This window comes from Arthrobacter sp. CAN_A212, assembly GCF_015752345.1.
Taxonomy (GTDB): Bacteria; Actinomycetota; Actinomycetes; order Actinomycetales; family Micrococcaceae; genus Arthrobacter_D.
On the sequence record NZ_JADOUT010000003.1, the window covers coordinates 19,915 to 34,156 of the forward strand.

Sequence of the window (14,242 nt, forward strand, 5' to 3'; positions counted from 1 at the left end):
GTAGAGAAGTGGATCCCTCACCACTCCCCTGCTGCTAGGGCACTTTTCTGCGTGGGGTGCGGCTAGACCCGGTCTGGAGTGTCGACGTCGTCGTCCTTGCCTGAGGGCGCATGGCGGTCGGCCGTCGACCCGCTGATGCCCGCCGTCCGCCCTCCAGCCGACTCACGGTCACCACCGGACCTACCGCCACCGACCAGCGAGAGCGCCTCCTTGCCCTGGAATTTCATCATCCACCGGGTTAGGAAAAACAGCCCGATCAGCAGGGCCGCCAGCACAAAGGTGCCGAGATTCAGGCCCAGACCGAAGATGAACAGCGACGCAACAGCTCCTGCCGCCACACAGTAGTAAAGGGTCACGAGGATGGTCTTGCGCAGCAGGTCACCCTCCCGGCCCAGCAAGCCAACGGTCGCGGAGGCCGCAACGATGTTGTGGATCGCAATCGGGTTACCACCGGCACCGCCCACCGCCTGTGCGGCGACAACCTGCTCAGGTGGAACACCGATGGCCACACCGGTGGAGAACTGGAACTGGGCGAAGGTCAGGTTCGACACGGTGTTCGACCCGGCAACAAACGCCCCAAGCGCGCCGATGAACGGCGCGATGACCGGCCACGAGACTCCGGATATGGCTGCGGCGCCCTCGGCCAGGGTGACCGGCATGCTTGAGAGGCCCGAGTCGTTGAGGTCCGGACCCGACTGGATCAGCACCCGCACCAGCGGAACGGCGAACAGCAGCGCTACCGCTGTGCCAGCGAGCTGGCGGCCCGACACCTTGAGCGTCTGGGCAATCTGCTTCCCGCTCATCCGGTGAATCAGGTAACCGAAGATAGCGGCGAGGATCATCAGGAACGCCGGCGAGTAGAACGGCTGCACATTGGTGGTGATGCTCGTGCCGAGGATGTTCTCAAAGGGAATCTGGATTCCGGTCAGGAACTCCTTCAGCGGAGCGATCACCCGGGTGCCTACCAGCAGGACCGCCATCAGCACGTAGGGCGACCAGGCGCTGATGATGCTCATGTGGGTCCGGACGTCCGTTGCCTCGGACGGTTCGATGGTGCCCATCCAACGGTCGGACCAGGAGGAGCGCGGTCCGAAGTCGAAGGTGTCCTTCGGCATCAGGAAGCCCTTGCTGGAGGTGAACATGACCAGCATCAACCCGATCAGCCCGCCGAACAAGGACGGGAACTCCGGTCCGAGGAAACGCGCAACGGTCACATACGGGATGGTCATCGCGAGCGACGCGTAAATGGCGAACGGCCAAACGGCCAGGCCGTCACGGAAACGCCGCTCCGGGCCAAAGAAACCGGTGAGCATGCAGACCAGAATCAGCGGGATCAGGATGCCGACAATCGCGTGGATGGCCGCCACCTGGAAACCGATGTTCGAGACGTACTCCGGCATCGTCAGCCCGAGGACGGCGATACGCTCGCCCACTGCCGGGTCTCCGCCCAGCCCGTTGGTCACACCCACAAGGATGGGCGTACCGACGGCGCCGAAGCTCACCGGCGTGCTCTGGATGATCAGCCCAACCATGACGGCTGCCATCGCCGGGAATCCCATGGCCAGCAACAACGGGGCGACGACGGCGGCCGGCGTGCCGAAGCCCGACGCGCCCTCGATGAAGCTGCCGAACAGCCAGCCGATGATGATGGCCTGCACCCGGCGGTCGGCCGAGATGTTGTTGAAGCCGGCCCTGATGCTCGCCATGGCGCCACCGATGGTGAGCGTCGAGAGCAACAGCAGCGCACCGAAGACGATATAGAGCAGGGTCGCAGCGACGATCAACCCTTCGAGCGACGCCGCGAGAATGCCAGTGAAATCCATCTCCCAAACAAGCAGCGCCACGAGCACCACTAAAACGTAGCCGACCGGCATGGCGTATTTCGCTGGCCAGCGGAACCCCGCCAGCAATACCCCCACTACCAGGATCGGCGCCAACGCCAACAAACTAAGCACCGCAAGATTGTCCATAAACCAGTCCCCTTTGACTGTGGCTAGCGAATGACTCCACGACTATGAACGCCACCGACCGTGCGTTTCACACGACGAAGCCCTTCCGCATTGTGGAATAAGTTTTCTACCAACGAATAAGACCTTAGGTCTGACCACAGGATCAGTCAATGGTTGGCACCCGTATTCGGCCACGATGGTCCGATTCTGCGACAAGCGGTAGTCAGCTAGGCGCCGTCGTCGGACACCTCCCGCAAATGCATCCGCTCACCCTGCCGACCGAACAGGCTCATGAACTCCACCGGGTTGTCATCGGCCCGGCCGAACCAGTGTGGCGTCCGGGTGTCGAACTCGGCAGCCTCCCCCGCCGGCAGCACGATATCCCGGTCCCCCAGCACCAGCCGCAGGTTGCCGTTCAGCACGTAGAGCCACTCGTACCCCTCGTGCACCTGCTGCGTCGGCGTCTCCTGCCCTGTACCGGCCGGCAGGATGTGCTTGTATGCCTGGATGCCGCCGGGCTTGCGGGTCAGCGGTATCAGCGTGCCCCAGCTGGCAGTGATCGGGCGCAGGTGCACCCGCGGATCTCCGGTGGTCGGGGCGCCCACCAGCTCATCAAGCGGTACCTGATGCACCTTCGCCAGGGGCATAAGCAGTTCCAGCGTGGCCTTCCGCTGGCCGGTCTCCATCCGCGAGAGGGTGCTGACCGAAATGCCGGTGGCCTTGGCGAGCGCGGTCAGGGTGATGTCCCGGCGGATCCGCAGGGCCTTCAGGCGGGGCCCGACGGCGGCCAGCGCCTCATCGATTGCTTTGTCCATACCCCTAGTTTGCCATCTCAGCAAATATGTTTGCATTCGCTAAGAAGTGGGCACAGGATGAACGACATGAGCACACACACCACTTCATTTACGTCCCCCATCAGGTACGACGTCGTCGTCGTCGGCGGCGGTGCTGCTGGCCTGAGTGCCGGGCTGATGCTCGGCCGCTGCCGCCGCTCGGTCGCGATCATCGACGGCGGCGAGCCACGCAACGCTCCCGCCGCGGGGGTCCACGGCTTCCTGACCCGGGACGGTATGAAGCCCGTCGAACTGCTGGCGATCGGCCGCGGCGAGGTCGAGTCCTACGGCGGCATCATCATTGACGGGCAGGTGATCGCCGCTGGCCGCGACGGCGAGGACTTCACCGTCACCCTCGCCAGCGGTCAGGTCGTCACGGGCAAACGCCTGCTGATCGCGACCGGCCTGATTGATGGGCTGCCCAACGTCCCCGGCGTCAGCGAGCGCTGGGGCCGCGACGTGCTGCACTGCCCGTTCTGCCACGGTTGGGAGGTCCGCGACCAGGCGATCGGCATTCTCGCCACCGGCCCGATGGCCTCACACCAGGCCCTGTTGTTCCGGCAGTGGAGCACTGACATCACCCTCTTCCTCCACACCAACCCCAGGCCCTCCGCCGAGGAGCTGGAGAAGATCGCCGCCCGGGGTATCCGCGTGGTCGAGGGCACCGTCCGGGAACTGACAGTCGAGGAGGACTCGCTGCGCGGCGTCGCGCTCGACGACGGCCGGACCATCCCGCTGGACGCCGTCGTCGTTGGGCCGACCTTCAACGCCCGCGCCGACGTGTTCGCTGATCTGGGCGTGGCGACGGTCGCGCACGAATCTGGCCTGGGGACCTTCATCGCCACTGGTGATGCCGGTGCCACCAACGTTCCCGGCGTCTGGGCCGTTGGGAACGCGGCGAACCTGATGGCGCAGGTGCTCGCGTCGGCGGCCGAAGGCTCGTGGACAGGCGCGATGATTAATATGAGTCTCATGGAAGACGAGCTGCAGCGCGACCTCGCGGCACACCGCAGCACCCGTGACGCCAATCAAACGAAGGTGACCGCAGCATGACCTCCCACAACCACCACAGCCACGATGATCACCCGCCCACCGAGTACGACCAGACCTACTGGGACACCTTCTACAACGAGCGCCCCGCGGCCTGGAGTGGTCAGCCCAACCCGCAGCTGGTCGCCGAGGCGGTCGATCTGACGCCGGGGACAGCGCTCGACATCGGTAGCGGCGAGGGCGCCGATGCGATCTGGCTGGCCCGCCGCGGCTGGACGGTTACCGCCGTCGACATCTCCGAGGTGGCGCTCACACGTGGGGCGGCCATGGCGGCAGCCGACGAGGACTCCGCCGCCCGGATCACCTGGGACCGCCAGGATCTGTTGCGATGGGCCCCGCAGGAGCTGTCGTTTGACCTCGTTACCGCCCAGTTCCTGCACCTGCCCAAGGCCGAGCGTGAGCCCCTGTTTACCCGGCTGGCGGCGGCTGTCGCTCCGGGCGGCACCCTGTTGATCGTGGGGCATCACCCGAGTGACATGGAGTCCGGCGCGCACCGGCCGCCCCGGCTTGACCTCTTCTACTCGGCGGAGGAGATCGCCCCGCTGCTCGATCCGGGGCAGTGGGAGATTGCGACCGAATCCCGGGAACGGGTGCAGGATCACGACGGCGAGGCGATCACCATTCACGACGCCGTGCTGAGCGCGCGCCGGAAGGCGTAGGGAACATTGTCTTGCCCTCGGGAAGGATTCGAGGACTCCATGCCTTATAGAAGGGGAGCTGCTCGCAGCATCACACCCCCACACTTAAGGAATTCCATGACGTATCAAGCACACACGCCTGTCGCTGCGACCACCGCGCAGACCATCTTCCGGGTTGCCCTGGGCAGCGTCCTGGTGGCGCACGGGTCGCAAAAACTGTTCGGCTGGTTCGGCGGCGGAGGCATCGACGGCACCAGCAAGGGCATGGACGCCATGGGCTTCCGCCCGGCCAAGACCAGCGCTGTGTTGGCCGGAGTCGGCGAGGCCGGAGCGGGTCTGGCCCTCGCCGTCGGCCTGGGCACCCCGGTAGCCGGTGCTGCCGCGGCAACCACGATGGGTGTCGCCGCCAGCGTTCACACCCCGAACGGTTTCTTCGCGTCCGACGGCGGGTTCGAGTACCCGGTGGTGTTGGGCATCGCAGCGGCATCGTTCGCTATTGCGGGTGCGGGCGCCGTCTCGCTGGACTCGGTCACCGGGCACGTCCTGGACCGGCCGTGGATGCGGGCCACCGCGTTGGCTGCGATCCCCGTCGCGATCGGCATCCAGCTCTACCGCCGGCACCAGACCCTGGCGGGCGACGCCAAGTCAGAGTCGGAGAAGACTCCCGTCGCCGAGGGTTCGACCGACCCAGCGTAGGCAGTACCTCACAGAGGCCGTGCACCGGAGTTCCGGTGTGCGGCCTCTGGCGTTAAGGCTGCTGGCACAATCGCTGGTGACACAATGAGTGCCATGACGGCAATCATGCTCGGGTGGGACCCGGATCACCGGGAGGGGTGGCAATTCGCCTACGCCTCAGCGGCTGACACCATCCGTCACGACAGCGTCGTGTCGATCCGCTGGCCGGTGTCTTTCCCTTTTGTTGCTGCTGGGGCCGATGTCTGGATCCTTCTGCAGGGTGCTCACGAGCGCGGTCTTCTTGGGCACGGCACCGTTGCCCCGTCCTCCCTCGGCACGGCCGACCGTTCAGCCGACGACGGCGGCTCCCTCACCGTCGACCTGGACCTGCTGCTCCCCCGCGGTGAGCACATCACGGAGTCGGTGCTGCTCGACCGGGTGCCGGGGGTCGGGTGGGACGCCGATCCGCCGTCGGGAACGTCACTCGCTCCATGGGACGAATTGCTGCTGCGTACGGTATGGGCCGAGCGAGTGCCAGCGTCGGTCTTTGATCCCGTGACCCCGATCCCTGGCACCCTGCCGACCAGTGCGCTCACCCGGATCGCGGTGAACCGGCATGAACGCGATGCCGACGCCGTCCGGCAGTGCATCGCTCACCACGGGACCAGTTGCGCAGTCTGCCGGTTCAACTTCGAGGAATCCTATGGGGAGCTGGGGCGCGGGTTCATCCAGGTCCACCACATTGTGCCGGGGTTGCGCGTGGATGCCGATTACGTGTTGGATCCGCTCACCGACCTTGTTCCGCTGTGCCCCAACTGCCACGCGATGGCGCACCGACGAACGCCTGAGCCGTATTCGCCGGCCGAGTTGCGGCGGCTGATTCGCCCGTCGATTCATCTGGCGGGGTCCGTCGTCGACCCTGTGGAGCTGCGCGCTCAGGAGGATGCTGCCCGGATCCTCGGGTCCTAGATGTATTGCCCCGGGTGGCCGGTCATCCGGCGCTATCGGCGGGTTGGCTCACCGTGGGAGTGGGTTGCGGCACCATCACATCCGACGGGTCCGGCCCACCGATAAGGTTCACCAAATAAATCAGGGCCACACCGATTGCCGCTAGCTGAGCCGATACGGCCAGGCAGCCTGGCTTCTTTTTCGATCGTCCCGACTTCCGCCGTTGAGGCCTGGTGCCCTGTGAACGCCTCACACCTGTGGGGCCGATCGACCTGTCAGCCTGTTGGGACCGCATACGTCCGCTCGCCATACGGCGCTGCTGCAGGGTAGCGCCAGCACCATCTGCCGATGCCAGACCCGCGGTTGTCAGCAGGGCCGGGCTCCGCTCTCCGCCTAGAAGCTGCAGGAGGTAGTGGTGGATGGCACCGACGAATTCGGGTTCCAGCACTTTCGGCAGTTCCAGTACCGATGCCGAGATCGTGTTCAACCCCTCGACCCGTACTCCAGCTCCCGTCACAACCTTGAGATCCGGATGCCCCACCATGCACAGCCAGGTTTGGACGAGCTGCCGATGTTGAGGTTCAAGGAGTGCGGCAACCGCTCCCGCCTGGTCCAGGGCGGAAACCGACTCCTTGGACCGGACCGAACCGTTCTGGGTCAGTTCACCGCGCCGCAGTTGAACCTCACCGGACCAATTCTTCGCATCGACGATCACTATGCCGCCCGGCCCGACAAGGAGGTGATCGAGGTTGGCCTTTGGCCTGCCCGGCCAGTGCACATCGTGCAGAGCAAGCCAGCCGTCACTTGCAAGCAGATCAAGGCGGTCGGCCACCAACAACTCACCCGCAGCGCCAGCGTTCCACGCCCGTTCGGCACGCTCAGCGTGCTGAACCTGTTGCTGCAAGCGTTGAACGGCCACGTGGGCGTCTGCTAACTCACGCTTCAGGCGAATGACACGTTCAGCGGCCAGGCGCGCCTGTTCAGTCGCTCCAGCACCAGCAGCCATCGCTCATCCCCCATCAGATCCTGCATCCCAGCCTAGATCTGCACTGGATCGATGTGGTGCAGTATTCACGCAGGAGAGCATCAGGAATATGCCCCTTCGCAGTGAGGCGGGACGACGCAGCCAGCCTGAATTTCTAGTCGGTCCGTTGCGATACCCCGGCGTTGATAAGGAGCAGGGGTATCGCGGATAAACGAGCCGTTAAGGGGTTAGAGCCGCGGAACCTATTGCCGATGCGCCGAGGCAAGCACTGATGCCAGAAGGCCAGGAAAGGCTGACTCCAAGTCGTCCCTACGCAGACTGTTCATTCGAGCAGTACCCTCGTAACGCTGTCTCACAATGCCCGCTTCGCGAAGTACGCGAAAGTGGTGTGTGCTGGTCGATTTCGTCACAGGAAGATGAAACGCGCTACAGGACAGCTCGGAGTCCGACTCGGCCAGCACCGCAACAATGTCCAACCTGAGCGGGTCTGAAAGCGCCTGGAGCACCTCCGTCAGAAGGAACTCCTCTGCCGAAGGGTGCCCCACCTGCCGTGGAAGGGATTCTGCGCTCATGGTGACTTCCTCAAAATTCGAACTAGTACGATCAAAGTTGTACTAAGGCTTTTATCGTTGTACGTTGACTATCGTACCAATCAACCGATCGATAGGCATTGCCATGGCTGACGCAACACTTTTTGACACCACCACCGTCGGTGGTTTGCAGCTCGCGAACCGCGCCGTCATGGCGCCAATGACCCGCTCCCGCGCCAATGACGACGGTGTCCCCACCGAGATGATGGCCACCTACTACGCGCAGCGCGCATCGGCCGGATTGATCATCACCGAGGGGACGCAGCCCAATGCCGTAGGCCAGGGATACCCTTTTACCCCCGGTCTCCACAATGCTGAGCAAGTTACCGGCTGGCGCTCAGTCACCGACGCCGTGCATGCCGAGGGCGGCAAAATCTTCGCCCAGATCATGCACACCGGCCGCATCGGCCACCCCAGTCTGCTGCCCGACGGACAGGTCCCCCTCGCACCCTCAGCCGTCCGCCCGGCCGGCCAGGTCTTCACCGCTGAGGGCATGCAGGACTTTGTGGTCCCGCAGGCGATGACCGTGCAAGACATCACCGACACTGTCGCCGATTACGCCACAGCTGCACGCCTCGCTGTCGAAGCCGGATTCGAGGGCGTCGAAATCCACGGCGCCAATGGGTACCTACCCCACCAGTTCCTCGCAAGCGGCACCAACCAGCGCACCGATGAATACGGCGGCTCGCCGGTTGCCCGCACCCGCTTCCTGGTCGAAGTGATGCAGGCTGTCGTGGCAGCTATCGGCGCAGGACGAGTGGGCTTCCGCCTCTCCCCCGGCAATGACTTCAATGACATTTCCGAAGACGACGTCCTGGACACCTACACGTCCCTCCTCGAGCAGCTGGTTCCCCTGGGCCCCGCCTACCTTCACATCGTGGAAGCGCGCGAGGATGACGTCAACCGACGCATCCTGGGCCTCTGGGAGGGGACTCTTATCGTCAACCCGTCACCCCTGGTCCAGAACCAGGAGGCAGCGGACAAGGAACGTGCTGACCAGTGGCTGGCACGCGGCGCGGACCTCATCGCGTTCGGCCGCATGTTCATCGCCAACCCGGACTTCGTGGAGCGGCTCGCCACCGATGCTCCGCTCAACGAAGCCGACGGCAGCACATTCTATGGCGGCACCGAGGTGGGCTACACCGACTACCCCACCCTCGTCACCAGCTCCTAGTTCAGCGTACCCGTCTGCCTACTGCCGAAACGCGCGGCGGGAGGCAGACGGGATTGGTGCGTTTCGCGTCATAATGGCAGGTGCTGAACCGGCATGGGATTATGAATCCCGTGAATCTACACATTGATCGGCCGACCGCCGACGACGCCGATCGGCTCGCCGACCTCGCCGCCATCACCTTTCCGCTGGCGTGCCCCGCCTCGTCCCAGCCCGACGACATCGCGCACCACATCGCCACTGAGCTCTCCGCCGGGAAGTTCCGCGAACACCTCGCCGATCCAACCAAGACCCTGCTGTGCCTGCGCGACGGCGACCGCCTCGACGGCTTCAGCATGCTCATCCACGGTGACCCGACCGACGCCGGGGTGCGCTCTGCCCTGTCGAGGTTCCCCACCATCGAAGTGAGCAAGTTCTACGTCCACCCGGACCATCACGGTCAAGGACAGGCCTCTACCCTGATGCAGGCAACTCTTGAGGCTGCCGCGCAGACCGGCGTGCAAGCGGCATGGCTGGGAACGAACAACGAAAACCTTCGTGCGATCCGCTTCTACGAGAAGCACGGCTTCACCAGGGTGGGGGTCAAGACGTTCCGCCTGGGCGCCGGGGTCGAGCACGACTTCATCCTTGAACTGACGCTGCCGGAGCGCTAACCGGCAGGGAAGACGAAGCTAGCTCTCGGGCTCGGTCTTGAAGTTGATCATCTTGTGGCTGCCGTCGCAGTAGGGCTTCAGCATGGACGCGCCGCACCGGCAAAGCGCGACGGTCTTGCGGCTACGGCGCAACTGGTTGCCATCGGGGTCGACGATGTCGAAGTCCCCCCGCACCAACAGCGGACCGTTGGGGAACGCCACAATGGTCTGCAGGGAGTTGGCGGGCGTCGGACCCTCCTCCGGGGAGGCGCCGTCGTCGTCGCGCGCGTCCCGCTCACACCCGCTCACGCGTCTACCGTGGCGGGCGAATAGAGAGAAGATGCGCCGGCGTTCCAGGCGTCGAGGATGTGCCCGGTCATCCAGGTGTCGACGACGGCGGCCGCCGCCGCGCCGAAGAACACGTCCTCGAGGAGGTCCGGATCGGATTCAACCAACCCGCCGGCCATGTCCCGGCCGGCGATCTGCTCGTGCACGGCGTCGGCCTCCACATGCTCATCGAAGTAGGCGGACACGGCGTCGTCGTACCCGAGCCGGCGGAACCCCCGCGCATACATGCGGTTCGCGAGCGATGAGGTCATCTCGTAGGCGGCAAGGTGACCCACAATCGCCCCACGGAGGCGTCGGTTGAGTCCAAACAGCGACATCATGTTCGACGACGCAAGGGTGATGGCGGGGACGGCGTCGAGGTAGTGGCCGTAGCTGTCATTCAACCCGGCGCCGCGCATTGACTGGGCGAACAGGGCGGAGTGCATCCGGTCGGGCACTCCTCCCCCGTACTCGTCCGCCTGGATTTCCACCATCGCCGCCTTGGCCCGGCCGGTGAGCCGGGGAATGGACCAGGTGTGCGGGTCGGCTTCCTTGAGCGTGTAGATGGACTTCTGAATCAGGAACTCCCCGATCTGCTCCTCGGTAGCCCGCTTGGCGACGTAGCGGGACATGCTCGGCCCGCCGTCGGCGCCCGTCAGTTCGAACAGGCTGGCTGCGACGTCGGCGCTGGTGGGCGCGGGCAGTTCGGGCAGGGTCGTGGCCGATCGAAGCTGTGCCTCGTACGCCTGCTCCAGCAGACCCCGGGCAGCAATCAGGTCCGGATTCCACTCCCAGTCGGAGCCGGTGCCATCGATGCCGCTGTAGTGCAGTTCAAACAGGCAGAACAGGGTCAGCTGGAGATCGTCGTCAAACGCGAAATCATCGGTCGCCGTGATGGCGTCGCGCACGGCGGGAACAAGGTCGCTGGCCGCGATTGGCGCATCGGCGCTGCTGTGCGCCGAACCGTTCAAAATGTTCAGGAGCAGCGAGCTCACCGCACCGCGAGGCTGAGGTTGCTTCATGACGGACCCCTATCGTAGGCAGTCAAACAGTTAGTGGAGCAGGTCCTAAGCATACTTGCTATTCGTCGGGTTGCGCTCCCGGAGGCGGGGTTCAGCCGAGGGCGGATGCCTGCACGGCATCGTGGCGCAGCACCGCATGGACACCCCACGTTTCGTTGGCGATCTGCGTGATGCGCAGGTCGACGACGGCGCTGGCGAGGGCGAGCGCATGGGTGCGCTCCATGCCGTACAGCATCTGCATCCAGGTCAGCATCGCGGCGAGCGCCCCGGCCGTCGCGAGGTTAAGGTCCGCGTTGAAGCCGAAGGTGATCTTCGCCGTCGGGGTGAGCGCATGCACGGATTGCAGCGGCGCGTCTCGGACGACGTCGAGCACCAGGTCGGTGGTCATCCCGCACTCGATTGCGGTGCCGCCGACCTCACCGTCGCCCTGTACCGCGTGGCCGTCGCCGATGCTCAGCAGTGCGTCCGGGACGGTCACGGGCAGGAACAAGGTGGACCCGGCAGTGAGCTCCTTGCAATCGATGTTGCCGCCGCCGTCGGCGCGCGGTGGGGTGGTCGCGAAGTTGCCGGGGCGGTTCGGCGGGACGCCGACGACGCCGAGGAACGGGTTGAGCTTGACGCTCTGGCCCAGCTGGTTAGTGGCGGTGCCCTGAGGCACGTCGATATCCCAGAGCAGCCACTGCGGGGTGCCGCCCTCGACGTCGAGGAGCCGGGTGAAGGCGTCATCCTTCCGTCCGGCATTGGTGAAGCCCCACGTATCCGGGGTCAGGGACACGAAGGTGACCGCCAGCATGTCCCCCGGCTTCGCGCCCGCCACCGCGATGGGGCCGGTCAGGCAGTGTCCCTTCCGCTCGGGGAAGAGCTGTGGTTTATCCTCCCCGGGAACGGTCTGGTGCTCCAGATGCCCCCAGGCGTCAAGGGACCTGACCCGCACCGAGTCGCCCGGGTTGACGGTCAGCACCGGTGGCGCGTCGCGCGAGAACACCTGTGTGGTGGTGTCCGGGGTCGGCTTAAGGAAGGGAATGGTCATGGGGTCAGCCTACGACGCTCTGATGGGAGGGTCAGTTCTTGAGGATCCGCAAGGCCATCAGGCAGGTCGCTTGCCCCTCCAAGGTGGAGAGGGACAACTTCAACAACCCTTCGAGTTTGCCGATCCGCTGGCTCAGAGTGTTCCGGTGAATGTACAGGCTCGCGGCGGCGCGGGACGGTTGCGCATCGTGGGCGAGGAAGCATTCGAGGGTGTCTAGCAGTGCCAGCGAATGCGTCGAATCGTAGGCGACCACGGGGGCCAGGAGCTTCTGCGCGCCGGCCCTCGCTCCGTGGGTGGCGGTCGAAGCGATTAGAGCGCTGATCCCCAGCTCCGGGGCGATGGTTGGCCCCCTCACAGCCGCCAGCAATTCCTGAGCCTGGTAGACGCCGAGTCGCAATTCATCGCTGCTCGCACACGGACCCTTGAGCACCACTGCCTGGCCCGGCATCTCCTTCATGAACCAGGACAGCAGCGGCTCAAGGTCTTCGGTTTGCGCACCGGTCGCCTGTGGCCGCTGGGCGAACGCGAACAGGGTCCCGCCACGCACCTGCACCCTGACGACGTCGAACGCTGACTGCAGCATAAGCCGGGTCTTCCACGCGTCAGACAGGGTGCCGTGGCCGGTGCGGACCGCGATGACGACCGTCGCCTCGTCGTTGAGGAGCCCGGTGGACCGCACGGTCTCGGCGAACTGCTCCAACGCAACCCCATTCCAGTCGGCCACCTGGTCCAGCAGCGTCATCAGCTCGGATTGCTTGGACGTGGTGGTGAGCAGCGCGGTCTGCAGCTGCACGGCAATGATCGATGCAACGGGCGCCAGCAGGGTGGAAATAGGGTGCTCCACCTCGGCACCCCGCACCACTAACTGGAAGGAATCCCCTGTCCCCATCGGCAACGGAACCGTGGCGTCCATCCCTGCCGATGCCGCTACCTCCAGGTCCTTCTGACTCCAGGCTGACCGTTCCGGCGACCTGGCGATGACCGCACCCACGGCGTCGGCAATCGCCACCTCACCCCTGACCGCCGCAGCGACCGCATCGAGGATGACGGAAAGTCTTGCCCCCGAGGACGCGAGACCGGCACATGTCTGAGCGAGCTCCCAGGACCTGGTGATCGCGGTGAAACGCTCAGACTGCAGCACATTGGTGACGTGGCGGTGCACCTGCAGGAACGGGACAGACCGTGGAATCTCCAATAGCGGCAGATCGTGGTCTGCTGCGGCGCGCACCAGTCCCGGCGGGATCAGGTGATGGGCGAACCCGGTGCCGAACGCCACGGCGGCCACCTGCACTGAGACCAGCCGCTCAACATAGGCCGACCAGGTGCGGTCATCCTCGATATTCAGGCCGATGCCGTTGGTCAGGAGGAGGACGTTCCGGCTCAGGAATGGGGTGGGGTCGATGGTTTCGGCGGGGGCGCACCAGCTGATCTCACGGGCTAACCTGTCGCTCGAACTGGGGGTATGCAGCCGGAGTTGGAGGGTGTCTTCGGACAGCAGATCAGCAATAATCATTGAGCCCACCTGTGCAGGCGCCCATCAAACCGGTTTATCCGAGGGCGAATGTCCACTATATCGGCTGCGTCGACGGCCACTAGTGTGAAGCGCATGACTTCGCCGGCTGTGACCCGCACCACCAGCACGCCTATCCCCAGCCTGAATTCGGATATGGGGGAGTCTTTGGGCCTCCATTCCTTCGGCAATGACCTCGCCCTGATGGAAACCGTCGACGTGATCAATGTAGCGTGCGGATTCCACGCCGGGGATCCCGACACCATGGCCGCAACAGTGTCCGCTGCCGCCGAACGGGGGCTCGGCATCGGTGCCCATCCAGGACTGCCGGACCTTGTCGGCTTTGGCCGTCGCGAAATGAAGCTGACGCCCGAAGAGGTGGAGAACATCCTGCTGTATCAGGTGGGGGCACTGCAGTCGTTCCTCACCGCTGCCGGCGCCACAATGCATCACATCAAACCGCACGGGTCGCTGTACGGGATGTTAGCCAGGGACCGCTCACTGATGACCGCAGCAGCCAAGGTTGCAGCACTCTATGACGTGCCGTTCTATGGTCTGGCCGCCACCGAACACCAGACGGTCTGCGACGAGTTGGGTGTGCAGTTCGTCAGCGAGCTCTATGTGGACCTCAACTACGGGCCAGGTGGCCAACTGCTGATTCAGCGTCGACCCGAACCCACCGACCCCGCCATGGCCGCAGCGCGGGTGCGCCGCGCATTGGCGGACGGCGTGGTCGAGGCGTCGGACGGCACCGAACTTCACATCGACTTCCAGAGCATCTGTGTGCACTCGGACGCGCCCAACTCCCCCGACGTCGCCGCCGCCGTGCGCGCCGTTCTCTCTGGCTAGTGTCTTATCGTTCCCCAGACCCACCAGTCCACC

Annotated in this window: 15 protein-coding genes; 7 read left to right on the forward strand and 8 right to left on the reverse strand. The window is 65.0% G+C overall.

Going from position 1 to position 14,242, the window contains the following annotated elements; genetic code table 11:
- Positions 1-62: 62 nt before the first annotated feature.
- A complete protein-coding gene (locus tag IWX64_RS04390; protein ID WP_334683154.1) occupies positions 63-1,970 on the reverse strand; it encodes an L-lactate permease in 1,908 nt (635 codons plus the stop codon).
- A gap of 206 nt (positions 1,971-2,176) precedes the next feature.
- Positions 2,177-2,764 (reverse strand): helix-turn-helix domain-containing protein, encoded by a 588-nt coding sequence (locus IWX64_RS04395; RefSeq protein ID WP_196865946.1) that lies wholly within the window; start codon positions 2,762-2,764, stop codon positions 2,177-2,179.
- A gap of 66 nt (positions 2,765-2,830) precedes the next feature.
- On the opposite strand from IWX64_RS04395, the gene IWX64_RS04400 reads away from it, so the two are divergent.
- From IWX64_RS04400 to IWX64_RS04415, 4 genes are all read left to right on the forward strand, one after another.
- A complete protein-coding gene (locus IWX64_RS04400; RefSeq protein ID WP_196865947.1) occupies positions 2,831-3,835 on the forward strand; it encodes an NAD(P)/FAD-dependent oxidoreductase in 1,005 nt (334 codons plus the stop codon).
- Positions 3,832-4,491: an SAM-dependent methyltransferase gene (locus IWX64_RS04405; RefSeq protein ID WP_196865948.1), complete on the forward strand. Its 660-nt coding sequence runs from the start codon at positions 3,832-3,834 to the stop codon at positions 4,489-4,491. Before IWX64_RS04400 ends, IWX64_RS04405 begins: the two co-directional genes overlap by 4 nt.
- A 96-nt stretch (positions 4,492-4,587) precedes the next feature.
- Positions 4,588-5,166 carry a DoxX family protein gene (locus tag IWX64_RS04410; protein ID WP_196865949.1) on the forward strand — a complete coding sequence of 193 codons (579 nt, stop codon included), beginning with the start codon at positions 4,588-4,590 and terminating at the stop codon, positions 5,164-5,166.
- 93 nt (positions 5,167-5,259) lie between these two features.
- A complete protein-coding gene (locus tag IWX64_RS04415) occupies positions 5,260-6,114 on the forward strand; it encodes an HNH endonuclease (protein ID WP_196865950.1) in 855 nt (284 codons plus the stop codon).
- A 22-nt stretch (positions 6,115-6,136) separates the two neighbouring features.
- Here IWX64_RS04415 and IWX64_RS17245 read toward each other — a convergent pair whose 3' ends face one another.
- Entirely contained in the window at positions 6,137-7,099 is a 963-nt protein-coding gene (locus tag IWX64_RS17245; RefSeq protein WP_196865951.1) for a nuclease-related domain-containing protein, read from the reverse strand.
- A gap of 221 nt (positions 7,100-7,320) precedes the next feature.
- Positions 7,321-7,650: an ArsR/SmtB family transcription factor gene (locus tag IWX64_RS04425; RefSeq protein WP_196865952.1), complete on the reverse strand. Its 330-nt coding sequence runs from the start codon at positions 7,648-7,650 to the stop codon at positions 7,321-7,323.
- 103 nt (positions 7,651-7,753) lie between these two features.
- Here IWX64_RS04425 and IWX64_RS04430 point away from each other — a divergent pair, with 103 nt between their 5' ends.
- Entirely contained in the window at positions 7,754-8,842 is a 1,089-nt protein-coding gene (locus IWX64_RS04430) for an alkene reductase (RefSeq protein WP_196865953.1), read from the forward strand.
- Between the two features lie 101 nt (positions 8,843-8,943).
- Positions 8,944-9,492, forward strand: coding sequence for a GNAT family N-acetyltransferase (locus IWX64_RS04435; protein ID WP_196865954.1), 549 nt, complete (start codon positions 8,944-8,946; stop codon positions 9,490-9,492).
- An 18-nt stretch (positions 9,493-9,510) separates the two neighbouring features.
- Here the strand turns inward: IWX64_RS04435 and IWX64_RS04440 are convergent, their stop codons facing one another.
- The 4 genes from IWX64_RS04440 to IWX64_RS04455 all read right to left on the reverse strand — a co-directional run bounded on the left by IWX64_RS04440 (position 9,511) and on the right by IWX64_RS04455 (position 13,363).
- On the reverse strand, positions 9,511-9,780 hold the full coding sequence (locus tag IWX64_RS04440; protein ID WP_196865955.1) for a CDGSH iron-sulfur domain-containing protein: 270 nt from the start codon (positions 9,778-9,780) through the stop codon (positions 9,511-9,513).
- Positions 9,777-10,820 (reverse strand): iron-containing redox enzyme family protein, encoded by a 1,044-nt coding sequence (locus tag IWX64_RS04445; protein WP_196865956.1) that lies wholly within the window; start codon positions 10,818-10,820, stop codon positions 9,777-9,779. Before IWX64_RS04445 ends, IWX64_RS04440 begins: the two co-directional genes overlap by 4 nt.
- A 91-nt stretch (positions 10,821-10,911) precedes the next feature.
- Positions 10,912-11,850 carry an acetamidase/formamidase family protein gene (locus IWX64_RS04450; protein ID WP_196865957.1) on the reverse strand — a complete coding sequence of 313 codons (939 nt, stop codon included), beginning with the start codon at positions 11,848-11,850 and terminating at the stop codon, positions 10,912-10,914.
- A 31-nt stretch (positions 11,851-11,881) separates the two neighbouring features.
- Positions 11,882-13,363, reverse strand: a complete 1,482-nt coding sequence (locus IWX64_RS04455) for a PucR family transcriptional regulator (protein WP_196865958.1) — start codon at positions 13,361-13,363, stop codon at positions 11,882-11,884.
- A gap of 93 nt (positions 13,364-13,456) precedes the next feature.
- Here IWX64_RS04455 and pxpA point away from each other — a divergent pair, with 93 nt between their 5' ends.
- On the forward strand, positions 13,457-14,209 hold the full coding sequence (gene pxpA, locus IWX64_RS04460; RefSeq protein WP_245345743.1) for a 5-oxoprolinase subunit PxpA: 753 nt from the start codon (positions 13,457-13,459) through the stop codon (positions 14,207-14,209).
- Positions 14,210-14,242: the final 33 nt, after the last annotated feature.